The organism is Haloplanus vescus (genome assembly GCF_900107665.1).
Classification (GTDB): domain Archaea; phylum Halobacteriota; class Halobacteria; order Halobacteriales; family Haloferacaceae; genus Haloplanus; species Haloplanus vescus.
This window is the reverse complement of the sequence record NZ_FNQT01000002.1, coordinates 109,889-134,646: the sequence shown is the minus strand read 5'-3', so window position 1 is coordinate 134,646 and position 24,758 is coordinate 109,889. Positions and strand designations below refer to the sequence as shown.

Below are 24,758 nucleotides of genomic sequence, written 5' to 3'. Positions count from 1 at the left end.
GACGCGACACACCCGGCCCGGCCGTTCGTATCTGTTTAAGTTAGCGACGGACGAGTAGCGCGTATGGAAGACGCCGTCGCGGAACTCCGATATCTCACACAGTCCGACAACCGAGCCGAGGCGCTCGGTATCGTCGCAGACGACGAACCCGTCGACCGCTCGGCGCTGGAGTCACGACTCGACGCGTCACACCGGACGGTCGTCCGCGTCGTCAACTCCCTCGAAGAGCGGGGCTACCTCCGACAGGCCGACCGCGAACTCCGACTCACGCCCTTCGGCGCAGGTATCGCGACGCGGTTCGATGACGCGCTCGACCGGACGGCGGCGGCAGTCGAGTTCGAGACGCTCCTTCGGAACGGCCCGCCCGTCTTCCGTGACCTGCCCATCGACGCGCTGTCTGGCGCCGAGCTCCTCGTCGCATCGAGTGCGGACCCATTCAGCATCCTCGACCGCGTGCTCTCGCTCCGGGCGGAGTCGACGTACATCCGGGAGGTGGCCCCGGCGGTCCAACAGGAGAGCATCGACCAACTGGCCTCTCGGATTCGGCGCGGTGAGGAGTTCGACGTGGAGACGGTCATCTCCGAACGAGCGAGCGAACGGGCGAGTGAACGGATCGACTACCGCGAGGGCCACGAGACCACCATCGAGTCGGATTCGGTCGATATCTACGTCCATCCGAAGCCAATCTCGTTTTTCGTGGGCGTCATGGACGACACCGCGGCGTTCGGCGCCTCGAAGGACGGCCAACCGCACGCGCTCGCGGTGTCGACGGACCCGGAGCTACGGACGGCCGCCGAGTCGATATTCGAGCGGTATCGCGACGAGTCGACGCACAAGACGACGGTCTGAAGCGACCGAGCGGAGACGACAGGGGTTGTCGTCGCGTTACGGACTGACAATTTGTACCCTCGGCCGAATCGTGGCGTGCGGCGAGACTCGTCGTGGGGGAGGCGAGGTTGCCGCACGCAGGGGGAAATCGGAGTCTGACGGCACGACGGATGCGACCGCTTACGGCGCGACGAGTTCCACCGGGTGCGTCGTGGGCCGCGAGAGCAGGGCGTCGAGTTGCTCCAGACAGGAGGTACCGCTGGCGACGACCGTCCGGTCACGGGCTTCCGGCGTCGAGAACTGCTCGGCGAGGTCGTCGCCCACGTCCATGCTCAGTTCGTAGTAGGTGTCCTTGTAACCGAACGACCCGGCCATGCCACAGCACTCCACGTCGGAGGTGATGACGTCGTAGTCGAGGTCTTCGAGCACCGCGACGGTGTGGGCTTCGAGGCCGAGCGTGCGCTGCTGGCAATGGGCGTGGTACGCGACTTCCTCGCCCGAGCCACCGCGGAGCGCGCCGGCGTCGGCGCCGTTCTCCAACAGGCCGTAGACGTACTCCATGATCTCGTAGGAATTGTCGCGCAGGCGCTCGGCGGACCTCTCGGAGAGGAACCGCTCGTACTCGTTCTCGAACATGGCGATGTCGGAGGGTTCGATGACGACCACGTCGCGCCCGGCGTCGAGGTGTTCGGCGAGGCTGCCGTAGACGTCGTGGGCGTGGTCTTCGGCAGTGGCGATCATCCCCTGTGAGAGGGGCGCGCGACCGCTCGACCGGACCGACGGAATCCGGACCGAGACGCCGAGAGCTTCGAGCACCCGGACGGCGGCTTTCCCGCGTTCGACCTGCACGTGGTTGGTGTACACGTCGGGGTAGAGCACGACCTCTCGGGTCGGGTCGGAGACGGTGGCGACGCGGTTCTCGAACCACTCGACGAGCGTCTCGCGCTGGAACTCGGGGAGGTCGCGGCGCGCGTCGACGCCCGCGACGCGTTCGAGCGCCCACCGGGCGGGTGCGGCGTCGGCGAGCCAGTTGGAGACCGGCGCGGTCGCACTCCCGAGTTTCGCGAGCGTCTCGAAGTTACCGAACAGGCGCTTGCCGAGGTCGAGACCACCGGGTTCCTCGTCGGGCGTCAGTCCCTCGACGAGGTGGTCGACGCCGTCGGGTTCCTCGCCGCGGTTGATTCGGTCGCGGACGACCGTGTTTATCCACGGGATGTCGATTTTGGTCGGGCAGCCGTTCACACAGCGCGAACAGCCGGTACAGAAGTCGTTGAACTCGGCGGCGGTGTCGAGGCCCTCGATGCCCGCTTCCCATCCGGTGCCGATGCCGCCAGAGTAGGTCTCGCCGCCGAAGCCGTGGCCGCCGATGTGCTGGAAGTTGGCACAGGAGTTCGAACACTGACCACACCGGATGCAGTAGAGCGTCTCGCGGAGTTGGTCGTCCTCGCGCATCGCCATCCGACCGTTGTCGACGAGGACAAGGTGGAACTCGCGGTCCGAGTCGAGCTCCGAGAGGGGCGTCTCGTCGTCGTCGAAGTCGATGGAGGGAGAGTCGACGGGCGGGGTGAGCATGGAGACGTAGGCGGTGAGGTCCTGCCCCGTCCCAGAGCGTGCGAGGAGTTCGAGGAACGGCGAGAGGTCGTCGGTCGAGGGGATAATCTTCTCGACGCCGGCGACTGCGACGTGGGTGTCGGGCGTGACCGCACACTTCCGGGCGTTGCCCTCGCTGGTGACGAGTGCCATCGTCCCGCTGTCGGCGGTGATGAAGTTGGCGCCGGTCATGCCGATGTCGGCGTCGCGGATGCGCGCGCCCAGTTTCTCGCGGGCGAACATGGTGAGTTCGCTCGCCGTCTTCGGCGGGTCCTCGGGGTCGAACACCTCTTGGAACAGTTCGGCGATGCTCTCGCGGGACCGGTGGATGGCGGGTGCGATGAGATGTGACGGGGATTCGTCGGCGAGCTGGACGACCCACTCGCCGAGGTCGGTCTCGACCACGTCGACGCCGTCGGCTTCGAGGGCGTCGTTGACCTCCAGTTCCTCGGTGGTCATCGACTTGCTCTTGACGACGCTGTCGGCGTCTTTGTCGGCCGCCAGGTCGCGGATGTAGCGGTTCGCATCCTCGGCGTCGTCGGCGATGTAGAGAGTGCCGCCGTTGTCCTCGACGCTCTCGCGCAACTCGTCGACGAGTTCGGGGAGGCGGTCGATGGCGTCCTCTTTGATCTCGCGGGCGCGCGTGCGAAGTTCCTCGTAGTTCTCCAGGTCGGCGACGGCCTCCTGTCGCTTCCGGTTGAACCCCTTGGTGTTCTCCTCGATGGCGGGGCCTTCGGTCGCCATGAGTCGCCGAATCTCGGCGGCGCGGTCACCCTTACTCATCGAGCATCACCACGTGGACCGCCTTCGGGCCGTGCGCTCCGAGGACGAGGTCACCCATGTCGGCGGTGGCGCTCGGCCCGGTGGCGACGATGGCGCTCAGGTCGTCGTCGCGAGCGGCGTCCCCGAATCGGTCGAGCGCGGACGGCAGGTCGGGCAGGATATCGTCCGCGTGGACGACGGGGACGTGGAGTTCGGGATAGAGGCTGACGAGTTCGGCGCCCGAGTCAGTAGAGGGCAGGACGACGCTGCCGTAGTTGGCGATGCCGTAGGAGGCGGGCGTCACACCCGTCGTCGCCCGTTCGACGGCCGCGGGCGTTGGGTCCACGGTCACGCTGTCGGGGTAGTCGACGTCGAAGGGGAGGGGGACGCCGACGGCGGGGTCGCGGACGATATCGTCGAGCGTCGCGGCGAAATCGTCGACCGTCGTCCGGGTGAGTTCGACATCGAGGGCCGCGAGGGACTCCTCGAACGCCGAGAGCGTCGGGTTCGTGGTCGTCGTTGCCATACCCTAATCGACGTGTTGAGGCGGCTTTGTAGCTTCGGTCCGCGCTCGCACGTGTCAGGCATCGCACGACGTGGCCCCGGTCCTGACCACCGACAAAGGGTAAAACACCCAATCTGTTAATCGAGCGCACTCAGGGCGTCGACGGTGCCCGATGCGGTCCGCTTGGCGCGGACGGAGCGGACGACGGCGTAGCCTTGGACGAGCGCGTAGCCGATCCAGATGACGTACCCCCCGGGCGCGCTCCCGGCGACGGTGACCGCCGTGTCGAGGGCATCGAGACCGACCATCGTGGCTGTCTCGCCGAGTAAGAGGACGCTGAAGAACCCGTAGAAACCCGCTGCCCACCACATGGCGACGACGCGACCCCAACTTGGCTGGAGGTGTTCGGGCAGGCGTTCGGTGTTGACCAAGAGCGTCAGGATGGTGTAGGGCCACATCATCATCCCGGAGAGGGCGGCACCGACGACGAGCAAGAAGAAGGGGCCTTGGGTGCCGAGTGGCGTGGTGAACAGGACGATGATGACGACGCCCCAGAGCGTGAAGGCGGTGAGCAGCCACCAGAACAGTCGGGAGAGGTCCCAGCCGGCGTCGCGGGCGAACGTCTCGTAGATGGCGTCGGCGGAGTTCCGGACGAAAGACTCGACGATGGCATACTCGGTGGTGAACAGCGCGACGAAGAGGAGGACGAACACGAGGACGCCACCCAAGCCGCCGAGCGCAGGAGCGATTTCACCGAGCCACATTTCGAGGGCGTTCGTCGACGTGCCCGGTGCGTGGCGGTGGGCGACGGCCATGAGCACCGTCGCGACGCCGAGGAGGCCGACGACGAAGGTGAGGAAGTGCTCGGCCCGGGTGACGCGCCACCAGCCACGCCACCGTTTCAGGTTCAGTCGCGTCGGGCGGAAGGTGAAGCCATCAGGGCGGATGGGTTCGGGGTCGTCCCCGCTCAGCGGGTTGCGGACGCGGCCCTGATAGTTGCCCATGCCGTACCCCTTCTCGCGCACCCAGAGACTCTGCGAAAGATTCAGATACCCACCGGCGCCAGCGAACGCGAGGCCGCCAAGGAAGACGGCTACGTCCATCTGCGCCGGGAGCGTCCCGATACCGGCGACGGCCGTTGGGATGGAGTCGAGTTCGAGGATAGCACCGCTGACGACGGCGAGGGAGAGGGCAGTCACGAGGGCAACGAGGAGGAGGCCGACCTGCACCGCCTCAACCGCGTTGTACGCGACTGACGATACCTGGTACGAGAGCCAGACGACGAGGAGGAGGCCGACAGCGAGGGGCTTCCACGCGGGAAGACCGAGGAGCGTCGACCCCGCGAGGCCGGCCGCGGTGGCGACGACCTGTGCGGCGCCGGCGGCCCAGCCGGGCCACCCGAGACTCAGGAGGCCGGCGAGGAGGAACGCCCACGGCCACGCGCGATGAACTCGAACGTAGGAGCGGAAGACGCTCTCGCCGGTGGCGAGCGTCCACCGCTGGAGTTCGGTGTTGACGACGAACTGGGTGAGGATGCCGACGACGAACGCCCAGTAGAGGCCCCAGCCGTGACGCGCGATGAGTCCGGGCCAGAACAGCGTCTCGCCGCTCCCGAGCGAGGCACCGAGCATGATGGCGCTCGGGCCGACAACGTCCCTGAGGCGGGGGACGCGGGGGAGTTCTGCCAGCCGGAAGGCACCACCAGAGCCTCGGTCGGGGTAGTCGTCGGTCTCTGGCGCGCGGTCGAGGTCGTCGTACGGGAGCGGGCAGTACCACGTCCCGCGGTACTGGCGCCCCTCGACTTCGGACGCGTACACGGGGCCGTCGTCGCCGTCGTCGGGCGGGGCGTCGGTCGCGTCCTCAGCCACGGTTGGAACCGTCGGGGAGAGGTCGGTAGTCGCGCTGTCTCGACCGCACGGACATGTGCTGGCAAACTACTCGGAGTACAGCTGAAAAAACCACCCGATCAATCACCCCCGAGGAAGTGCCAGAGGTGGCCGCGCTCGGCTGGCGGGTCGACGCCGGGGAGGTCCTTCAGCGCCGGATGCAGCGCGTTCCACCACGCTTCGGGGGACTCGTACCCCGCCGGATGGTCGTGATAGACGTCGCGCAGGAAATCGGCCTTCTTCGCCTCGGGGTTAGCCGCGAGGTAGTCGTAGGCGGCCGATAGCGCCTCACGCCGCGCCTCGAGCGTTGGTCCACTCCCCGGGAGGCTCGCATCCTGAATGGCGTTCGTGACCGGAAGCGGACGCTCGTCGGTCCGAGACTCCGGGCCGCGCGGCATCGGGACCCACCAGACGCGACTCCGCGCGCCGACCTTCCGGGTCTCCAACGTCCCGCGGTCGACCAGCGTCGAGAGTTTGTTGTGGGCGGTCCGCCGCGAACAGTCCAGCGCGTCCATCACGTCGCCCGCGGTGAGTGGGCGAGCCATGTCCTCTCGGTCGTCGAACACGTCGAGTACGGCCTCGGGTGGGATGCGGTCGGCGTACTGTCCGTCGGTATTCCGCGGTCGTTCGCCCTGTTCACCCATACCATGCGCCATTACACACGACAGTATAAGCCTTTGCACACGAGAGAATGGCCATTCATACGACTGCACTCGCCTCTACAGACGTATGTTCCCGTGAACCGAAACCGTCAGAAAACCCATTCAAAGCCGCTGAAACCGGAGATGTGTCTTCTATACGTGTTAGAATTTCTCCACGAGTCGATGATTATCGACCGAGAACTATAACGAAAAGCGAGGAACGTTAAATATAAACCAAGGGAGTTGGTGGCATGGACCGATGTTCGATCGAATCAAGAATGATCGTGGAATGGGCGCGACCGCCGAGTCGCGCCGGAGGGCAGTATGGCAGCTATAGACATCCTCGTCGCGGTGTTGCCGCTCGTGGCCATCGCGTATCTGATGGTCGGGCGGTTCTGGCCCGCGACGCGAGCGATGCCCATCGCGTGGGTCGTCGCCATCGCGGCCGGCTATGTCGGCTGGGGAATGTCCTTCCAATGGATTGCTGCAGCAACTATTAACGGCTTCATCACGGCTGCGAGCATCCTGTGGATCGTCTTCGGGGCGATCCTGTTGCTCTATACGCTCAAGCGCACTGGCGCGTTCGACGCCATCAGTCAGGGCTTCGCGTCGATCAGCGACGACCGACGCGTGCAGGTCGTCCTGCTCGTCTTCCTGATGGGGTCGTTCATCGAGGGGGCCGCCGGGTTCGGGACGCCGGCAGCCATCGTCGGTCCGCTGCTCGTCGGCCTCGGCTTCCCGCCGCTGGCCGCCGTCGTGGTCGCGCTTACCGGTAACCTGATGGCGATTACGTTCGGCGCCGTCGGGACACCGCTCATTATCGGGATGATCGACATCTTCGAGGACGTCGAAGTCATCTCCTCGGCCGTCGCGGCCCAGGGACTGACCGTGGAAGCGTGGGTCGGCGAAATCGCGGTGTGGGCCGCCTCCTTCCACGTCGTCGTCGGTGCCATCCTCCCGTTCATCGGCGTGGCGATGATGACGCGCTTCTTCGGTGAGGAGCGCTCCATCAAGCCCGCCCTCGAAGTGCTGCCGCTGTGCCTGTTCGCGTGGGCGTCCTTCGCCGCGCCCTACTGGGCGACGGCGTACTTCCTCGGGCCGGAGTTCCCGGGGCTCATCGGCGCCATGGTCGGGCTGTTCATCACGGTCAGTGCACTCAAGGCCGGCTTCTTCCACCCGGACGACGAGTGGGACTTCGGCCCGCAGTCGCAGTGGCCCGAACACTGGGTCGGCGACATCGAACCCGGTGAATCCTCGGACCGAGACACGCAGGTCGCCGCCGACGGCGGGACGGTCCAGACGATGTCCCTGCCGCGAGCGTGGGCGCCCTACGCCCTCGTGGCGATTCTCCTGGTCGTTACTCGCGTCGTCGGTCCGGTGACCTCGTTCCTGCAGTCGACGCTCGTCCTGCAGTGGCAGTCCATCCTCGGCACGTCGCTGTCCGGGTCGCTCGCGGTGCTGTACCTGCCCGGTGCGGTGTTCGTCGCCGTCCACCTCCTCACCATCCCGCTCCACGGGATGTCCACTGAGGAAATCAAGGGCTCGTGGACCGAAACCATCGAGAAGGTGACGCCCGCCGTCATCGCCCTGCTGTTCGCAGTCGCGACGGTCCAGATTATGCTTCAGTCGGGGACCGCCACGAACACCGACGGGATGCTCATCATCCTCTCGGACGCCATGGCGAACCTCGCTGGCGGGGCCTACCCCTTCTTCGCGTCGCTCGTCGGCGCGCTCGGGGCGTTCCTCGCCGGGTCGAACACCGTCTCCGACATCCTGTTCGGGACGTTCCAGTACGGCGTTGCTGACACGATTGGCTTCCCGCACACCATCCTGCTCGGCGCGCAGGCCGTCGGTGGTGCCATCGGGAACCTCATCGCCGTTCACAACGTCGTCGCAGCGCTCGCCGTCGTCGGTCTCGTCGGCGAGGAGGGTCGGGTTATCCGCTACGAACTCATCCCGCTCGCGTACTACGCGACGATGACGGGTATCCTGACGCTCCTGTTCGGGTACGTCCTCTTCCCCGGCGTGTTCTAGACCTGCGGGTCTAGTCCACGCATTTTATGCGGCCATGCGCTAAGTGGCCGCCAATGGCAACGAGAGGCGACCCCGCGGACGATCCGTCGCAGGCGGGCGATTACGACTACCGAAGTGACGACGTCGACCGACCCGGAATGGTCGACGACCTCGACCGCCTGATCGACGGTGACGTGCGGTTCGACGACTATTCTCGCCAACTGTACGCGACCGACGCGAGTGCCTACGAGATGACGCCCATCGGCGTCGTCATCCCCGCGTCGACGGCCGACGTGGCCGCCGTCGTCGAGTACTGCGCCGAGCGCGAGATACCCGTCCTCCCACGCGGCGGCGGGACGAGTCTCGCCGGCCAGACCGTCAACGAGGCGGTCGTCCTCGACTTCTCGAAGGAGATGACCGACGTGGTGGAGACCGACCCCGAGTCTCGGCGCGCCCGCGCCCAACCCGGCGTGAAACTCGAGGACCTCAACGCCGAACTCGCCCCGCACGGGCTGAAATTCGCACCCGACCCCGCGTGGGGCGACAAGAGCGTCCTCGGCGGTGCCATCGGCAACAACTCGACCGGGTCACACTCCCTGAAGTACGGCAAGACCGACGCCTACGTCGAAGAGGTCGAAGTCGTCCTCGCGGACGGGACGGTGACGACGTTCGGCGAGGTGAGTCTCGACGAACTCCGCGCCGAGGCCGACCCGGACGGCGACCTGGAAGAACGCTTCTACGCCGAAGTGAACCGCATCGTCGAGGAAGACGCCGACGAGGTTCGCGAGCAGTATCCCGACCTGAAGCGCAACGTCTCGGGGTACAATCTGGACCGCCTCGTCGACGAGGCGGAGACGGGGTCGGTCAACCTCGCGCGCCTCCTCGCGGGGAGCGAGGGAACGCTCGCGGTCATCACCGAGGCGACCGTCTCGCTCGAACCCGTCCCCGAGACGAAGGCCATCGGCCTCCTGACCTACGACGACCTACTCGACGCGATGGCGGACGTAGCGCCCATCCTCGAACACGACCCCGCCGCAGTCGAGGTGATGGACGACGTGTTGCTCGACCTAGCGCGGGACACGGCAGAGTTCGCGGACGTAGTGGGGATGCTCCCCGAGAACACGGATTCGGTCCTCCTCGTGGAGTTCTACGCCGAGAGCGACGAGGACGGCCGCCAGAAGGTCGCTGACCTCATCGCCGACCGAGTGCCGGACGGTACTGCCGCGGCCGACCCGAGCGAGGGCGCCGCCGACGTGACCGATGCCCCGCCGCGCGCCCGGGCGGCGATGGAGGCCCACGACGCCGAGACGAGGGAGAAGTTCTGGAAGATGCGGAAGGCGGGCCTCCCCATCCTGCTCGGCCGCACGAGCGACGCGAAACACATCGCGTTCATCGAGGACACCGCCATCCCGCCGGAGAACCTCCCCGACTACGTCGCCGACTTCCAGGCGATTCTCGACGACCACGACACCTTCGCGAGTTACTACGCCCACGCCGGGCCGGGCGTCCTCCACATCCGCCCGCTGGTCAACACCAAGACGGTGGAGGGCATCGAGCAGATGGAGTCCATCGCCGACGCCGCAACGGACCTCGTGGTGAAATACAACGGCTCCGTCTCGGGCGAACACGGCGACGGTCGGGCGCGCACCCAGTGGAACCGGAAACTGTACGGCGAGCGCCTCTGGCAGTCGTTCCGCGACCTGAAGAGCGCGGTCGACCCCGACTGGCTCCTGAATCCGGGCAACATCTGTGGCGACGTGGACATGACCGAGAACCTGCGGTTCGATGCCGACTACGACTTCGACGCCGGCTTCGAGTCCGAACTCGACTGGGACAACGAGAACGGCATGCAGGGCATGGTCGAACTCTGTCACGGCTGTGGGGGCTGTCGCGGCCCGCAGGAGACCACCGGCGGCGTCATGTGCCCGACCTACCGCGCGAGTCAGGAGGAGATTACCGCCACCCGCGGTCGAGCGAACCTGCTCCGGCAGGCGATGAGCGGCGACCTCGACCACGAAGCGACGGACGTGGAGTTCATGCACGAGGTGCTCGACCTCTGTATCGGCTGCAAGGGTTGTTCGAAGGACTGCCCGAGCGAAGTCGACCTCGCGAAACTGAAAGCCGAAGTGACCCACGAACACCACCAGCGCCACGGCTCCAGCCTCCGTGACCGCCTGTTCGCGAACATCGACGCGCTGAACGCCGTGGGCTCCGCGCTCGCTCCCCTCTCGAACTGGCTGGCGAAGGTGCCCGGCGCCCGCACGCTCATGGAGAAGACAGTCGGTATCGCGAGCGACCGGTCGCTCCCCGAGTTCCACCGCGAGTCGCTCGTCGACTGGTTCGAGAGTCGAGGCGGTGCGCAGGTGAGCGCCGCAACGGCGGACCGTCGCGTCCTCCTCTTCCCCGACACGTACACGACGTACAACGCGCCGGACGCGGGGAAGGCCGCGGTCCGCGTCCTCGAAGCCGCGAACGTCCACGTCCAGATTCCGGACGACGTGACCGGCAGCGGTCGCCCCCCGTTCTCGAAGGGCTTTCTCGACCAGGCGCGCGACCAAGCGCGGACGAACGTCGACGCCCTCGCGCCCCGCGTCCGCGACGGCTGGGACGTTGTCGTCGTCGAACCGTCCGACGCGGTTATGCTGCAATCCGATTACCGGGACCTGCTCACCGGCGACGACGTGGACGCGGTGGCCGCCAACACCTACGGCGTCATGGAGTATCTCGACTCCTTCCAGCTTGACGAAGCCCTCTCAACCGAGACGCCGGCCGAGACGCTGACCTACCACGGCCACTGCCACCAGAAGTCGACGCGGAAAGACCACCACGCCGTCGGCGTGTTGCGCCGCGCCGGCTACGCGGTCGACCCCCTCGATTCCGGCTGCTGTGGCATGGCCGGCTCCTTCGGCTACGAGGCCGAACACTACTCGATGAGTCAGGCCATCGGCGACGTGCTCTTCGACCAAGTCGAGGAGAGCGACGGCGACCGGGTCGTCGCCCCGGGCGCCTCCTGTCGCACCCAGCTCGGCGACGAGTACGACGAGAAGCCGCCGACGCCGGTCGAAGCACTCGCGGCCGCGCTGGATTAGTCCGGGTCCGCGTCGGCCCACACGCGTTCGTGGAGGGCGCGCGCCCACCGCGTCGCCGCCGGGGCGTCGGTGCCGAGAAAACCCCGCGGAGCCTCGTCGCGAAAGACGACCAGACCCATCGCCGGGCCGTCGGGCGTCTCCGCGAGCACCAGCGTCACGGGCGCGTCGCGGTCGGTGTAGCGCCGGGCGATGCGGCCACGGACGGCCGACGGGTCCCAATCGTCGGCCCGGAGGGCGCTCTGTCGTTCGAAGACGCGTTCGGGGGCGACGAACGTGCCCGACATCCCGTCACGAAGCCGGTCGTGGTAGATGCGCGTGTACCGAGAGAGGACGCGCCCCGTGTACACCGAGACGTGCGTGGCGTCGGCGACGAGGGCGTTGACACACTCGACCGGCCGGTTCGGGGCGTGTGGCCGGGCTTGGACCACGCGTGCACCCTCGAATACGGCCGGGTCGACGTCGAAGCCGAGGTCCACCCCGTCGAACAGGGCGGCGGCCTCGGCGGCTCCGTCGATTCGCCGAGCCTGTCGGTGGTGGGCGTCGAGTGCGGCCTGTCCCGCCGTCGTCAGTCGATACCCCTCGTCGGAGCGCGTCACGAAGCCAGCCGTCGAGAGTTCGCGGAGCGCGCGGTCCGCCGTCGACCGAGAGGCGTCGATGCGCGTCGCGACGTCAGTCGTCGAAGCCGGCCCCGACGCGAGCGCTCGGAGCGTGTCGCCGCGGCGCTCGACGACGGCTGTCGGTCGCTCGCCAGTCATCCCCCTTTTCCACCGTTACCCCAATACATATATTGTAGTTCTCATACTGTGAGCAATCCAGCAGCGGGAAACATGAAGGTATCGGGGGCTGTCTATTTTTGCGCCGGGGTGCCTCTGACAAAACGGGGTCGCGGCGGGGTGCCCGGCCTGCCGCCCGATCCGGTGTTCGACGGCGTGGATTTGCCCGGATTCGCGCCCGCGAACGACCCCGGTTTTCGAGACCATCAGTCCTCCGTGACCGCCCGGTGTGCCGACGTGACGCGCTCGCGGAGTCGGTCGACGTCCTCGTCGGCCGCGAGATGCGAGCGACAGTCGCAGTCCGACGCGCCAAAGCCCGCGACGGGCCCTTGGGGGAGGCGCGCCGCGACGGCGCACTCGACGTCGGCCCCGGGCGCTCTGACTACGTCGACCAGTTCCACGGCCGGATGGCCGGTCAGGTAATCGACGTGCCAGTGACGCACGTCGTGTTCGCCCGCCGCCACTCGGCGGTGGCGGTCGACGCGCGCGAAGCCACCCTGTCCGAGTGCGCTGCCGGTGTAGGCGTACGCGCCCGCCGGAAACGCACGGTCGCCGAGCGCGCCCACCTCGATGGTCACCGGACGGTCCAGCGCGAGGACGAGCGTGTACGTCCCGCCGGTCGAATCGGCCATGCGTCGGCGTCGGGGGCCGGAGCGCAAAACGGTGTCGCGACCGCAATCGGTTTGTCGGCGGCGGGCGGAGCGAGGGCGTGGACGACGCCGTCGACAGACTCCGGGCGAAGGGGGAGGACGGACGCCTCGCCGACTACCGACTCGTGCCCGGCCGCGACCCGACCTACGCCGACGTGGACCTCGAATCGCGGCTAGAGGGTGCGCTCGCGGAGCGAGGGGTCAACCGCCTCTACGACCACCAAGCGACGGCCATCGAGGCCGTCCGCGACGGCGACGACGTGGTGCTCGCGACGCCGACGGCGAGCGGAAAGAGTCTGGCGTACACCGTCCCCGCGTTCGAGCGAGCGATGGACCACGGCGGTCGGACGCTGTATCTCGGCCCGCAGAACGCCCTCATCGCTGACCAGGCCGAGAGCCTGTCGTCGCTCGCGCGTGACCTCGGCTTCGGCAGTCGCGTCTCGGTCGACACCTACACCGGCCGGCGCTCGCAGACGGAGAAACGCGAGGTGCGCGACCGGCGGCCGACGGTCCTGCTGTCGAATCCCGACATGCTCCACTACGGCCTCCTGCCCCACGGCCACCGCCTGTGGGAGTGGCTGTTCTCGTCGCTGGAGTTGGTCGTCGTCGACGAGGTACACGACTACCGGGGCGTCTTCGGCAGTCACGTCGCGCTGGTGTTGCGGCGACTCGCCCGCCTCTGTGAGCGGTTCGGGAGCGACCCGCAGTTCGTCTGCTGTTCGGCCACCATCGGCAACCCGGTCGAACACGCCGCCCGCCTGACCGGGCGCCCCGAATCGGGGTTTACGCTCGTCGATGCGGACGCCAGCGGTCGCGGGCCGCGCCACTGGTTCCTGTGGAATCCACCGGAACACGACGGGAACGAGGGGTCGGGGCGCCGGCGGTCGAGTCACGTCGAGACGAAGCAGCTGTTCACCGACCTCGTGACGCAAGGGTATCAGACGCTGGTGTTCACCCGCGCTCGCCAGACTGCGGAGCGGTACGCGACCCAGAGCGCCGACGGACTCCGGGACCGAGGCGAGCGAGGGATGGCGAGTCAGATAGAGGCGTATCAGGCCTCGCTACGCGACGACCGACGGCGCGAAATCGAAGCCGGACTCCACGACGGCGACGTGCGGGGCGTCTGGAGCACGAGCGCGCTCGAACTCGGCGTCGACGTGGGCGGCCTCGATGCCGTCTTGCTCGACGGCTACCCCGGCACCCGGATGTCGACGTTCCAGCGGGCGGGCCGGGCGGGCCGGGGCACCGACCCCGCGCTCGTCGCCCTCGTCGCCGGCGAGGACCAGCTCGACCAGTATCTCATGAGCGCTCCCGACGACCTGTTCGAGGGCGACCCGGAGCGAGCGACCGTCGACCCGGAGAACGACCACCTGCGCCCGGCACACGTCGCGGCGGCGGCGCGGGAGAACTGGCTGTCGCCCGACGACGACGCCCACTTCGGCGACGGCTTCGCGGACATCGTCACGCGACTGGAGTCCGAGGGGCGACTCGAACGCCGCGACACCGACGACGGGCCACGGTGGACGTACGCGGGCGAACGCAGCCCCCAACAGGAGACAAGTCTTCGAACCGCCGACGACCGAGCGGTCGACCTCTTGGCCGACGGCGAGGTCATCGCGACGCTGGAATTTGGCGACGCCCTCCGAGACGCTCATCCCGGTGCCATCTACCACCACCAGGGCCAGTCCTACGAGGTGACCGACCTCGATTTGGACCGGGACGTGGCCACGCTCCAGTCGACGTGGGCGGACTACTACACGCGCGTCCTGACCGAGAAGTCGATAACGGTCAAGCGCGACCGGGATGCGACGCCGCTCTCGGCGCGGCCCGACACCGAAGTTCGCCTCGCGGACCTGACCGTCACGGAACGGGTGACGGGGTTCGAGCGTCGCGACGCGACGCGGGGGGAGGTGCTGGGAGAGGAGGCGGTGAGTCTCCCCGAAACGTCGCTGACGACGACGGGGCTGTATTTCACCGTCCCGGTGGAGGTAGAGCAAGAGATGCGCGGCATCGGCGACTTCGACGGCGGTATCCACGCGGCCGAACACGGCCTCATCTCGCTGTTCCCGCTCGAACTCCTCTGTGACCGGGCGGACGTTGGCGGCCTGTCGACGCCGTACCACGAACACACCGGCGCGAGCACCGTCTTCGTCTACGACGGCTACCCGGGTGGCGTCGGCCTCGCCCGCGGCGGCTACGAGCGCATCGAACCCCTGCTGGCGCGGACGGGGCGGATGATAGCCGCCTGTGACTGCGCCGAGGGCTGTCCGGCCTGCGTCCAGTCGCCCCACTGCGGGAATGCGAACGACCCCCTCGACCCCGACCCCGCAGTCCACCTCTTGGAGTCGCTGACGGGCGACTGACACGCTCTCGCCGACGAAGAGCGACAGGTACTTTAGGTACGCCTAAAGAGGGGCTGGCATGAAGACGGATGTCTGCGTCATCGTGCCGACGATCAGAGAGTACGAGTGCGTACGCTCGTACGTCGCGAACGCGGAGCGCCACGGGTTCGACACCGACCGACTGGAGTTCGTACTGGTCACCGAAGACCACTGTCCGACCGACGACATGGAAGCGATGCTCGACGAACTGGGCGTCGCCGGCGAAGTGTTCGACGGCGAGCGACGCGAGTCGTGGATGGCCGACCACGGCGTCGGGGAGTACAACCACCTGATTCCGGCGCGGAGCCACGCCCAGACGAGCTTCGGTCTGCTCTATCTGTGGGCCCACGACCACCCGTACGCCGTCTTCATCGACGACGACACCCGCCCCCACGAGGACGTGGACTTCTTCGGGACGCACCTGCGGAACCTGACGGAGACGCAGACGGTCGAGTCCGTCCGCTCCGACGAGAACTGGGTGAACGTGCTCTACCACGAGGCAGAGGAACACGGCCTCTACCCCCGCGGCTACCCGTATTCGGCGATGGACGAGACGGTGGAGACGGACGAGCGACAGGTCGACGACGTGGTGGCGTCTCAGGGCCTGTGGACGAACGTCCCGGACCTCGACGCGGTCCGGATTCTGATGGACGGCGACCTGCAGGGACAGGCCGAGACGCGGCTGACCGCCGACGACTTCGGCCCCGACTTCGTCGCGGAACCCGGCCAGTATCTCACCGTCTGTTCCATGAACCTCGGCTTCCGCCGAGAGGTCGTGCCCGCCTTCTACCAGTGCCCGATGGACGACAACGAGTGGTCGGTCGGCCGGTTCGACGACATCTGGAGCGGCGTGTTCCTCAAGCGTGCGGCGGACGTCCTCGGCAAGGACGTCGTGACCGGCGACCCCCTCTGTCGTCACGACAAGGCGCCGCGCTCGACGTTCGACGACCTGCACAACGAGGTTGCGGGGCTAGAACTCAACGAACACCTCTGGACTATCGTCGACGACGCGGGCGAGGACGCCGATACCTACGCGGACGTGTTCGCGGCGATGGCCGACGCGCTCTGTGCGGCCGACGCCGACTACCGCAACGGCGAGTTCCTCGCCTACGTCGGCGAACACATGCACGACTGGCTGGACTGCCTCGACGAACTCCAGTCGGTCGAGCGAGCCGTTCCCGCCGACGACTGAATCGCCGGAAGACCGGCGTGTCGCCGCGCCGTTCGGCACCACGCTGATACGCAATCGCGACAACTGTTTTCACCAGCACTCGCAGTTCCTCACGAACGTCCACGAGACATCGAATCGGCAAGTATAAGTGATTTAGGCGTGCCTAAACAACCTATGGACGACGATAGTTCGTCACTTCTTCGACGGCGACGGTTTCTCGCGACTGGTGCCGCCGCAGCGCTCGGCGGTTTCGCGGGCTGTAACGGGCTTCCCGGCGGGAGCGGTGGCGGCGGCGAGAGCGGCGAGGGGTCCAGCGCCGTGACGATGAGTTCCTTCCGCGGTTCCGGACCGCTCGTCGAGGGCCGGCCGTCGCTGAGCGGGACGAGCATCTCGGACCTGCCCGACCTCTCGGGGTCGCTGACGGTGTACCTCGGCGGTGGGGAAGGCGGGCTGTACCGCGACCTGCTGACGCTGTTCTCGGACATCTACCCCGACTTCGACGTTCGTCCGCGCGAGGGCGGCACAGCACAGTTGGCGAACACCATCGTCGAGGAGGGCGACAACAGCCCGGCCGACGTGTTCTGGGCCGTCGACGCCGGGTCGCTCGGCTCCGTCGCCGAGGCCGACATGGCCGCGACGCTCTCCTCCTCCGTCGTCGAGGACGTCCCCGACGAGTTCCACCCCACGGACCAGTGGGTCGGCACCGCGGGCCGAGCGCGCAGCGTTCCGTACAACACGAACGCGCTGAGCGCCGACCAGATTCCGGATACGGTCATGGACTTCCCGGACACGCCCGCGCTCGAAGGCGCGATGGGTTGGGGGCCGACCTACGGCGCCTTCCAGTCGTTCGTCACGGCGATGCGACTCATCGAGGGCGAGTCCGCGACCCGTGAGTGGTTGCAGGGCATGCTCGATTCGGGCGTGAGCGAATACCCCGACGAGTTCCTCACCTCCAACGCCGTCGCCAACGGCGAAATCAGCGCCGGCTTCGCGAATCACTACTACGCGCTCCGCGTGCGTTCGGCCCGTTCGAACGCCCCGCTTGACCTGGCCTTCACCAGCGGCGACGCGGGCGCCCTGATCAACGTCGCCGGCGCGGCAGTGGTGCAGGGGACCGACCAGCAGGAACTCGCCGAGAACTTCATCCACCACCTGCTCACGGTCGAAGCCCAGGAGTTCTTCGCCACCCGGACGTTCGCCTACCCGATGATTCCGGGCGTACCGCCGGTCGGCGGGCTTCCGAGCATCGACGAACTGAACCCGCCGTCGCTCGACCTGCAGGAGCTGTCGAACGTCCAGCCGACGCTTGACCTCATGCGGGACGTGGGCGTCCTCTAATCGGCATGGAACGTGGCGATTCCGGCGTGTGGCGGCTGATCGACGGCCTGCGGGAGGCGCTCGATTCACCGACCGGCGACGACTCCCATCCGGTCGTCGTGGCCGCAGCGGTGCTCGTCGCAGTCGCCGTCGTCTCGCCACTGCTGTGGATTTTCCTCCGCGCCGCCGACGTTGGGCTAGCCGAGGCGTGGTCGATTCTCGTCGCGCCGTCGACGATAGAGGTGTTCGTGAACAGCCTCGCGCTCGTGGCGTCGGTGACGCTCGTCTCCGTCGTCCTCGGGGTGCCACTCGCCGTGTTGACCGTGTTGACAGACCTGCCCTTTCGGCGGTTCTGGACCATCGTGCTGTCGCTTCCGCTCGTGGTGCCGAGCTATCTCGGCGCGTTCGCGTTCGTCTCGGCGTTCGGTCCACACGGGACGCTCGCGGAGCTGCTGTCGCCGCTCGGCATCACGATTCCGACCATCTACGGGTTCGAGGGGGCGACGCTCGTCCTCGCGCTTTTCGTCTACCCCTACGTCTTCCTGACGACCCGGGCGTCGCTGGTGTCGTTCGACGCCCGACAGCTCGAAGCGGCGCAGACGCTCAACCACGGCTTCCGGTCGGCGTTCCGGCGGGTCGTCCTCCCCCAGATTGCGCCGGGGATGACTGCGGGGGCGCTGCTCGTCGCCTTCTACGCCCTTTCGGACTTCGGGACGCCGGCCATCATGCACTTCGACACCTTCACGCGTGTCATCTACGTCCAGTACAACAACTTCGGACGCGGGACGGCGTCGCTGCTCTCGATTCAACTGCTCGGCGTGACGGCGCTGGTGTTGCTCCTCGAATCGCGACTCGGCGGCGACGGCGCAGGCTACGGCGGCGGCGTGGCTGGCTCCGATACGCCCGTCGCGTCGCTCGGGTGGCTGACGGTGCCGGCGCTGGCGTTCTGTGCGCTCGTCGCGACGCTGACGCTCGTGGTACCCGTCGCCATCTTCGGCATGTGGCTCCTGCGGAGCGGCCCGGGCTACGTCGGCGGCGGGTTCGCGTTCGAGTGGGCCTTCGCGATGAACTCCGTCTACGTCGCCGCCATCGCCGCGGTGGTGACGGGGCTGGCCGCACTTCCCATCGCCTACGTCTCCGCTCGCTCCGGGTCGCGAGTCGCCCGCCTGCTGGAGCGTTCGACGTACGTCGGCTACGCGGTGCCGGGTATCGTCCTCGCGCTCTCGCTGGTGTTTCTCGGCGCCAACTACCTCCCCTGGCTCTACCAGACGCTCCCGCTCTTGGTGTTCGCGTACGTCGTCCGCTTCCTGCCGCAGGCGGTGGGCGCGACACGGTCGTCGGTGTTGCAGGTGGACGCCGACTTGCTCGGCGCTGCCCGGACGCTCGGCGAGTCTCCGAGCGGCGCGTTCCGGCGCGTGACGCTGCCGCTCATCGCGCCAGGCCTCGTCGCCGGGGCCGCGCTCGTCTTCCTGACGACGATGAAAGAACTGCCGGCGACGCTCATCCTGCATCCGACGGGCTTTACAACTCTCGTGACGTACATCTGGCGTGTGCAAGAAGCAGGGTACTACGGACGCGCTGCACTCCCCGCGCTCGTCTTAGTCGTCGTCTCTGCGCTCTCGATGATTCTGCTCTTGCGACAGGAGGGAACCAATGCATAACGACTCAGTAGCCGCAGTTCGCCGCGAGTACGAGGTGGAAGAACCAGCATCTGACACGGCGACGATGCTGCAACTCGACGGCGTGACGAAACGCTACGGCCCAGAGACGGCGGTTGAAGACATCGACCTGACGGTGCGTGACGGCGAATTCCTCACGCTCTTGGGGCCGTCCGGATGCGGCAAGACCACGACCCTCCGCATGATTGCGGGGCTGGAGATGCCCACCAACGGCCGCGTTAGCGTCGACGACGACGTGGTCGCCGCCGACGGCGACGGCGTCGCCCCCGAGGAACGAGACGTGGGCATGGTGTTTCAGGAGTTCGCGCTCTTCCCCCACCTGACCGTCGCCGAGAACGTCGGTTTCGGCATCGACGACTGGGACGCCGACGAACGCGAACAGCGAGTGACCGACCTGCTTGAACTCGTCGGCCTCGGCGACTTCGCGGACCGCTCTCCCGACAATCTCTCCGGCGGCCAGCGCCAGCGCGTCGCCCTCGCGCGCTCGCTGGCGCCCGAACCCGACGTCCTCCTCCTCGACGAACCGTTCGCCAACCTCGACGTCCGCCTCCGGGAGCGGATGCGCGAGGAGGTCCGCCGCATCATCAAGGAGACGGACGTGACCGCCGTCTCCGTCACCCACGACCAAGAGGAAGCGCTCTCCATCTCCGACCGCGTCGCGGTCATGAGCAACGGGCACATCGAACAGGTGGGTCGTCCCGAAACCGTCTTCGAACACCCGAAATCTCGCTTCGTCGCCGACTTCCTCGGCCAAGCGAGTTTCCTCGGCGGCCGGCTGGCACGCAACAAAATCGAGACGGGCATCGGGACGCTCTCCGCCGATATGCTTCAGGGACTGTCGGACGAGTACGACGGGGCTCGACTCGACGTCCTCGTCCGCCCCGACGACCTGCGGGCGACGCCGTGTGACGAGGAGATGCAGACCGGCAACGGCACGCTGGTCGGACGCCAGTACACCGGCCCCTCCTTCGTCTACGGCGTCGAACTCGACAGCGGCGAAGTCGTCCACTGCGAACACAACCACGCGACGAATCACGAACTCGGGGAGCGGGTGACCGTCGACCTGGTCGCCGACCACAAGCTCGCGTGGTATCCGGCGGAATGAGCGGTCGGCCCGGTCGACACACCGAACGCGCGTACCGACTGGCCGCCCTCGCTCTCGCACTCGGCGCCGGCGTCGCCGTCTTCCTCGTCGCCACCCGCCTCTTTCCGCACCACAGCCTCAACCACGACGAGGGCGTCTACCTCCAGCAAGCGGCGATGCTCCTCGAGGGACAACTGTTCGTGCACCCGCCGGTCCCCGAGGCGTTCCGGCCGTGGTTTTTCGTCGAGACGGCCGGCGGCGCGCTCTACCCGAAATACGCCCCCGTGGCGGCGGCGATGTTCGCCGTGGGAGAGCTCCTCGGCGTCCCGCGACTCGCCCTCGCCGGCATCGCCGCTGGCAACGTCGCGCTCACGTACACACTCGTCGCCGAGGTGTTCGACCGACGACGCGGCATCCTCGCGGCCGTGTTGCTGTCGGCGTCCCCGCTCTTTCTCATCAACTCGGCGGCGTTTCTCCCCTACGCCCCGACGACGCTCCTGAACCTCACGTTCGCCGTGGCGTACGTGAAGAGTCGGCAGACGGGAAGCGTGCGACTGGCGGCCGTCGCGGGCGCCGCCGTCGGCCTCGCCTTCTTCTCGCGGCCCTACACGGCCGTCCTGTTCGCGGCGCCCTTTGTCGCACACGCCCTCTGGACGCTTCGCGGACTGGACCGCGAGACGGTGGGCTGTCAGGCGACCACCGCGGCACTCGGCCTCGCCGGCGTCGGCGTCGCACTCGGCTACAACGCCGTCGTGACCGGGTCGCCGGTCGTCTTCCCCTACGAGGCGTTCGCGCCGCAGGACGGCCTCGGCTTCGGCCACCGGCAGATTCTCGCCCACGAGGAGCAGTACACGCCCGAACTGGCGGTGCGGGCGAACGCGCACGTCCTCGCGCTCCTGTTCGGGGAGTGGGTCGTCGCCGGCCCCGTCGGGACGCTCTTGGCCGCCGTCGGCGTCGGCGCCGTGTGTCGGCGCGCGTATCGAGAGCGAACCGGCGACTGGCGCCAACTCGCGCTCGCCGGCCTGTTCGTCACCGTCGCCGTCGGCAACGTCTACTTCTGGGGGAACCTGAACGTCCTCGGCGAACTGGGCGAGGCGGGCGACGGCCTGGTGGCGTTTCTCGGCCCGTACTACCACTTCGACCTGCTCGTCCCGACGGCGGCGTTCGCGGCGCACGGCGTCGTCCTCGTGAGCGAGCGAGTGCGCCGAGGGCTGGCGACGCGAGTGCCAGACACCGAGCGACGGCGGCGGGTCGGCGTCGCCCTCGCGGTGGTGGGCGTCCTCGTCGTCGCCGCGCCGGCGGGCGTCGTCCTCACGGACCCCGTCCAGCGCAACGCCGACGTGACCGGCACCTACGACCAAGCGTACGAGCCAGTCGACGAGGTGGAGTCGGGGGCACTCGTCTTCCTGCCGACGCCGTACGGCGACTGGCTGAACCACCCGTTCCAGCAGTTGCGAAACGACCCCGACTTCGACGGCGACGTGGTGTACGCCATCAGCGAACGGCAGTTCGAGGTTGTCGACGCGTATCCGAACCGGAGCCTGTACCGCTACACCTACCGCGGCGTGTGGGCGCCGCCGACGGGCGACGCGGTGACGCCCCGGATGCAGCCAGTCGACCACGTCGCCGGCGAGCGGGTGGTGTTGGACCTGAATCTGGACATTCCGTCCGGCGTCGAACGCGTCTCGATTCGGCTCGCGTCGGAGGGCGGTGAGACGTACTACGTCACGAACGGGACGCCGGAGACGGCCTCGATGTCGCTCGTCGTCGACGACGGGCGCGCGAGAGTGCGCGGGGTGACCCCTGTCTCGGAGAACGCCACGGTATCGGTCGACGACCGGGACGAACTGCTCTTGGTGGCGTTCGCCGACTACGGCGTTGGCAACGGCTTCAGCTACCGCGCCGAACTCCCGACGGCGACGGAGAGCGGGCAGACGCGGGCGCTGACGCCGTATCTCGAACGCTGTGAGCGCCCGCTCCGCTGCGGTGGCGAAGCCGCGTACATTCCGGACGCGCAGAATCGCACCGGCATCACGCACGACTTGCGCGCGACCAACGAGACGGCGAACGCGACGGCCCGATCCTCAGAGTAGCGTCAGTCGCGTCGTGAAAAACGAGTCGAGGGCGTCCAAGAGTGCCTCGCGGGGTGGGCCGCTGGCGTCGACTGCCGCGCGGGCGACGGTCGACCAGTCCAAATCGTCGAGGACGGTCCGCTCGCCGAGGAGGACGAGTCGGTCGGGGTCGCGTCGCGCCAGTACCTCCCGGCAGTCGTCGAGGTGGGTCGCGACCTGTTCGTCGCGTCGCCGCTCGAATCGCGACTGCGAGAAGCCGCCCTTGGAGTGGCTGGCCTTGACGTCCGTCTCGACTGTCTCGATATCGGTCAGACTGCCGTCCTCGATAACGCCGATGGCGAAGCGGTCCGAGCGCACCAGCGCGACCGAGAGGCCGTCCGGCGGGTGAAACCAGTCGTCGTCGACCCGGAAGCCGTCGGCCCACTCGACGAACGGGTCGGGGGCGAGCGGCGGGGCGAGGGCGACGCTCACGAGTCGCGCGTCGTCGATACAGACCAGACAGGGAGCGGCGCGGTCGACGAGCGTCGCCCGGTCGCCGAGACAGTCTTCGACCGCCTCGGGCACGTCGTCGTCGACCATCGCCGTCAGCGCCCCTTCGGGGTCTGTCTCGACACTTCGCAGGCGCGAGAGGACCTCGTCGAGGCGTTCACCGCGGAGCGTCTCGGTGTCGCGGGGCGCGAGGTCGGCTCCCTCGCGCTCCTCGTCGAGACGGCCTTCGAGATCGGCAATGCGGTCTTCGAGGCGGTTGACCCGCTCTTCGGCCTCCTGTCTGGCGGTGACGGCGGTCGAACGGCGCTCGCTCTCCGCGTCGAGGCGGCGTCCGAGGTGGCGCTTTTCCTCTTCTAGTTCCTCGATGCGCGCCTTGAGTTCGGCGCGTCCGAGCAACGAATCGAGCATACGCCCCCGACGAGGCCCGGCGCCTTCTACCCTGCGGCGGTCAGACGGCCTCGGGGGCGCGCCCCTCGTCGTACCCCGCGTACCGAAGGAGCTCGGCGGCGCGGTCCGGTTTGGCGAGGAACACTTCACACCGGTCGGGCAGCGTCGTGTCGGTGACGCTCGGGGGGAGGCCCAGCGTGCCGGAGGGGACGCCCTCGCGGCCGTGGACCGGGAAGTGTTTCCCGTCGAGTTTCATCACGAGCGGTGCGTCAAGTCGCTCGACGCCCTCGCCGTCGGCGTAGAGCCGGCGGTTCATCCGTTCGTGGTCCGTCTGGTGGATGACGGCCCGGTCGCCGTCGTGGGGTTCGACGTACAGTCGACCGAGGTAGTAACCCGCAGAGAACTCTTCGAACATACTGTTCGTCACACGTTACCACACCACTCGGTATAAGTCTTGTCGGGAGCCTTTATGTCGAACCGCAATCGGTCGACTTCAGCGGTGTCGAAAACGGAGGGGCGCCCGTTCAGCGACGGTCCCGCATCGACCAGACGGCGACGAGGCCGAGGAGGACCGCGGGAACCATCGGGAGGACGAGCATCGCGGAGCGGTAAGTGGCGCCGAGGACGGCGCCGCCCGCGGGCCAGAGGTAGATACTCACGGGGACGACGAGGACGGCGACGACGACGGCGGCGACCAGCACCCAGCCAGCGCGGCCGAGGTCGTCGTCCGAGTCTGAGGCCGTCATACGTCGCGACGACGGCGGCGACGACCAAAACGCTGTGCATGGCGGGCGACCCCGGCACGAACCACTATAGTGGTCGGCTCTCGAAGGCGACGGTATGAGTGACCACCACCATCACGACAACCACGATCACCATCATCACGACGACGACCATGACCATCACCACCACGACGTCGAGACGGTCGGGGCGGGCATCGTCACCGTCTCCACGTCGCGGACGCTGGACGACGACCCCGCGGGCGACGCCATCGCCGCCGCGTTCGAGGCCGAGGGCCACGAGGTGGCGGCGCGCGAACTGGTGGCGGACGACTACGGCCGCGTGCAGTCGACGCTCCAGGACTTCGCGCGACGGGAGGACGTGGACGTGGTCGTGAGCACCGGCGGGACGGGCGTCACGCCGGACGACGTGACCGTCGAGGCCGCCGACCCCCTCTTCGACAAGACCCTGCCCGGGTTCGGGGAGCTGTTCCGCCGACTCTCGTACGACGAAATCGGGACGAAGGTGGTCGGCACGCGGGCCGTCGGCGGCGTCGTCGACGGGACGCCGGTGTTCTGCCTGCCGGGGAGCGAGAACGCGGCGACGCTCGGCGCCGAGGAAGTCATCGTCCCCGAGGCGGGCCACCTGTCGGGGCTGGCGATGCGGGACGACTAGGGGCCAGTCCCGGCGTCGAGGCATCGCCGGCAGGGTTTTAACACCC

At 67.9% G+C, this 24,758-nt stretch carries 19 protein-coding genes; 10 read left to right on the top strand and 9 right to left on the bottom strand.

The genetic code is table 11. From position 1 onward, the window contains the following. The first annotated feature begins 63 nt into the window (after positions 1-63). Complete coding sequence (locus BLU18_RS08330; protein ID WP_092633921.1) at positions 64-849, top strand: helix-turn-helix transcriptional regulator; 786 nt, start codon at positions 64-66, stop codon at positions 847-849. Positions 850-1,008: 159 nt separating this feature from the next. Here the strand turns inward: BLU18_RS08330 and BLU18_RS08325 are convergent, their stop codons facing one another. From BLU18_RS08325 to BLU18_RS08310, 4 genes are all read right to left on the bottom strand, one after another. Next, a complete protein-coding gene (locus BLU18_RS08325) occupies positions 1,009-3,201 on the bottom strand; it encodes an LUD domain-containing protein (RefSeq protein ID WP_245697930.1) in 2,193 nt (730 codons plus the stop codon). Next, positions 3,194-3,706, bottom strand: coding sequence for an LUD domain-containing protein (locus BLU18_RS08320; RefSeq protein ID WP_092633919.1), 513 nt, complete (start codon positions 3,704-3,706; stop codon positions 3,194-3,196). Before BLU18_RS08320 ends, BLU18_RS08325 begins: the two co-directional genes overlap by 8 nt. A 116-nt stretch (positions 3,707-3,822) precedes the next feature. Then, entirely contained in the window at positions 3,823-5,553 is a 1,731-nt protein-coding gene (locus tag BLU18_RS08315) for an Nramp family divalent metal transporter (RefSeq protein ID WP_176791211.1), read from the bottom strand. 98 nt (positions 5,554-5,651) lie between these two features. Beyond that, positions 5,652-6,215 (bottom strand): helix-turn-helix transcriptional regulator, encoded by a 564-nt coding sequence (locus BLU18_RS08310; RefSeq protein WP_092633916.1) that lies wholly within the window; start codon positions 6,213-6,215, stop codon positions 5,652-5,654. Between the two features lie 321 nt (positions 6,216-6,536). On the opposite strand from BLU18_RS08310, the gene BLU18_RS08305 reads away from it, so the two are divergent. After that, positions 6,537-8,246, top strand: coding sequence for an L-lactate permease (locus BLU18_RS08305; RefSeq protein WP_092633914.1), 1,710 nt, complete (start codon positions 6,537-6,539; stop codon positions 8,244-8,246). Positions 8,247-8,299: 53 nt separating this feature from the next. After that, entirely contained in the window at positions 8,300-11,314 is a 3,015-nt protein-coding gene (locus tag BLU18_RS08300; RefSeq protein WP_092633912.1) for an FAD-binding and (Fe-S)-binding domain-containing protein, read from the top strand. Here the strand turns inward: BLU18_RS08300 and BLU18_RS08295 are convergent. Together BLU18_RS08295 and BLU18_RS08290 are read right to left on the bottom strand one after the other, a co-directional pair. Then, complete coding sequence (locus BLU18_RS08295; RefSeq protein WP_092633910.1) at positions 11,311-12,069, bottom strand: helix-turn-helix transcriptional regulator; 759 nt, start codon at positions 12,067-12,069, stop codon at positions 11,311-11,313. The genes BLU18_RS08300 and BLU18_RS08295 overlap by 4 nt on opposite strands. Positions 12,070-12,293: 224 nt before the next feature. After that, positions 12,294-12,719, bottom strand: a complete 426-nt coding sequence (locus tag BLU18_RS08290) for a GIY-YIG nuclease family protein (protein WP_092633908.1) — start codon at positions 12,717-12,719, stop codon at positions 12,294-12,296. Between the two features lie 77 nt (positions 12,720-12,796). Between BLU18_RS08290 and BLU18_RS08285 the strand changes: the two genes are divergently transcribed. From BLU18_RS08285 to BLU18_RS08260, 6 genes are all read left to right on the top strand, one after another. Continuing rightward, positions 12,797-15,100 carry a DEAD/DEAH box helicase gene (locus BLU18_RS08285; protein ID WP_092633906.1) on the top strand — a complete coding sequence of 768 codons (2,304 nt, stop codon included), beginning with the start codon at positions 12,797-12,799 and terminating at the stop codon, positions 15,098-15,100. 58 nt (positions 15,101-15,158) lie between these two features. Continuing rightward, positions 15,159-16,310, top strand: a complete 1,152-nt coding sequence (locus tag BLU18_RS08280) for an alpha-1 4-glucan-protein synthase (RefSeq protein ID WP_092633904.1) — start codon at positions 15,159-15,161, stop codon at positions 16,308-16,310. 153 nt (positions 16,311-16,463) lie between these two features. Beyond that, a complete protein-coding gene (locus tag BLU18_RS08275; protein WP_092633902.1) occupies positions 16,464-17,627 on the top strand; it encodes an extracellular solute-binding protein in 1,164 nt (387 codons plus the stop codon). A gap of 5 nt (positions 17,628-17,632) precedes the next feature. Beyond that, the gene (locus BLU18_RS08270; protein ID WP_092633900.1) at positions 17,633-19,267 is read left to right on the top strand and encodes an ABC transporter permease; all 1,635 of its coding nucleotides are present in this window, start codon (positions 17,633-17,635) and stop codon (positions 19,265-19,267) included. Next, positions 19,260-20,390 carry an ABC transporter ATP-binding protein gene (locus tag BLU18_RS08265; RefSeq protein ID WP_092633898.1) on the top strand — a complete coding sequence of 377 codons (1,131 nt, stop codon included), beginning with the start codon at positions 19,260-19,262 and terminating at the stop codon, positions 20,388-20,390. The genes BLU18_RS08270 and BLU18_RS08265 overlap by 8 nt, the downstream gene beginning before the upstream one ends. Next, positions 20,387-22,462 (top strand): ArnT family glycosyltransferase, encoded by a 2,076-nt coding sequence (locus BLU18_RS08260; protein WP_092633896.1) that lies wholly within the window; start codon positions 20,387-20,389, stop codon positions 22,460-22,462. The genes BLU18_RS08265 and BLU18_RS08260 overlap by 4 nt, the downstream gene beginning before the upstream one ends. Here the strand turns inward: BLU18_RS08260 and BLU18_RS08255 are convergent. From BLU18_RS08255 to BLU18_RS08245, 3 genes are all read right to left on the bottom strand, one after another. After that, positions 22,454-23,338, bottom strand: a complete 885-nt coding sequence (locus BLU18_RS08255; RefSeq protein WP_092633894.1) for a Vms1/Ankzf1 family peptidyl-tRNA hydrolase — start codon at positions 23,336-23,338, stop codon at positions 22,454-22,456. The two genes, BLU18_RS08260 and BLU18_RS08255, sit on opposite strands and share 9 nt — an antisense overlap. 40 nt (positions 23,339-23,378) lie before the next feature. After that, positions 23,379-23,732 (bottom strand): DUF5802 family protein, encoded by a 354-nt coding sequence (locus BLU18_RS08250; RefSeq protein WP_092633892.1) that lies wholly within the window; start codon positions 23,730-23,732, stop codon positions 23,379-23,381. Between the two features lie 109 nt (positions 23,733-23,841). Further along, on the bottom strand, positions 23,842-24,063 hold the full coding sequence (locus tag BLU18_RS08245) for a DUF7977 family protein (protein ID WP_092633890.1): 222 nt from the start codon (positions 24,061-24,063) through the stop codon (positions 23,842-23,844). Positions 24,064-24,157: 94 nt separating this feature from the next. On the opposite strand from BLU18_RS08245, the gene BLU18_RS08240 reads away from it, so the two are divergent. Next, the gene (locus BLU18_RS08240; protein WP_092633888.1) at positions 24,158-24,712 is read left to right on the top strand and encodes a MogA/MoaB family molybdenum cofactor biosynthesis protein; all 555 of its coding nucleotides are present in this window, start codon (positions 24,158-24,160) and stop codon (positions 24,710-24,712) included. The last annotated feature ends 46 nt before the right edge of the window (positions 24,713-24,758 follow it).

Excerpts from the sequence above, each read along its gene's own strand:
- BLU18_RS08270 (WP_092633900.1), top strand. The coding sequence starts at position 17,633 with ATGGAACGTGGCGATTCCGGCGTGTGGCGGCTGATCGACGGCCTGCGG.
- BLU18_RS08330 (WP_092633921.1), top strand. The coding sequence starts at position 64 with ATGGAAGACGCCGTCGCGGAACTCCGATATCTCACACAGTCCGACAAC.
- BLU18_RS08305 (WP_092633914.1), top strand. The coding sequence starts at position 6,537 with ATGGCAGCTATAGACATCCTCGTCGCGGTGTTGCCGCTCGTGGCCATC.
- BLU18_RS08260 (WP_092633896.1), top strand. The coding sequence starts at position 20,387 with ATGAGCGGTCGGCCCGGTCGACACACCGAACGCGCGTACCGACTGGCC.
- BLU18_RS08295 (WP_092633910.1), bottom strand. The coding sequence starts at position 12,069 with ATGACTGGCGAGCGACCGACAGCCGTCGTCGAGCGCCGCGGCGACACG.
- BLU18_RS08310 (WP_092633916.1), bottom strand. The coding sequence starts at position 6,215 with ATGGGTGAACAGGGCGAACGACCGCGGAATACCGACGGACAGTACGCC.
- BLU18_RS08320 (WP_092633919.1), bottom strand. The coding sequence starts at position 3,706 with ATGGCAACGACGACCACGAACCCGACGCTCTCGGCGTTCGAGGAGTCC.
- BLU18_RS08245 (WP_092633890.1), bottom strand. The coding sequence starts at position 24,063 with ATGACGGCCTCAGACTCGGACGACGACCTCGGCCGCGCTGGCTGGGTG.
- BLU18_RS08290 (WP_092633908.1), bottom strand. The coding sequence starts at position 12,719 with ATGGCCGATTCGACCGGCGGGACGTACACGCTCGTCCTCGCGCTGGAC.
- BLU18_RS08250 (WP_092633892.1), bottom strand. The coding sequence starts at position 23,732 with ATGTTCGAAGAGTTCTCTGCGGGTTACTACCTCGGTCGACTGTACGTC.
- BLU18_RS08255 (WP_092633894.1), bottom strand. The coding sequence starts at position 23,338 with ATGCTCGATTCGTTGCTCGGACGCGCCGAACTCAAGGCGCGCATCGAG.
- BLU18_RS08275 (WP_092633902.1), top strand. The coding sequence starts at position 16,464 with ATGGACGACGATAGTTCGTCACTTCTTCGACGGCGACGGTTTCTCGCG.
- BLU18_RS08240 (WP_092633888.1), top strand. The coding sequence starts at position 24,158 with ATGAGTGACCACCACCATCACGACAACCACGATCACCATCATCACGAC.
- BLU18_RS08300 (WP_092633912.1), top strand. The coding sequence starts at position 8,300 with ATGGCAACGAGAGGCGACCCCGCGGACGATCCGTCGCAGGCGGGCGAT.
- BLU18_RS08265 (WP_092633898.1), top strand. The coding sequence starts at position 19,260 with ATGCATAACGACTCAGTAGCCGCAGTTCGCCGCGAGTACGAGGTGGAA.
- BLU18_RS08325 (WP_245697930.1), bottom strand. The coding sequence starts at position 3,201 with ATGAGTAAGGGTGACCGCGCCGCCGAGATTCGGCGACTCATGGCGACC.
- BLU18_RS08280 (WP_092633904.1), top strand. The coding sequence starts at position 15,159 with ATGAAGACGGATGTCTGCGTCATCGTGCCGACGATCAGAGAGTACGAG.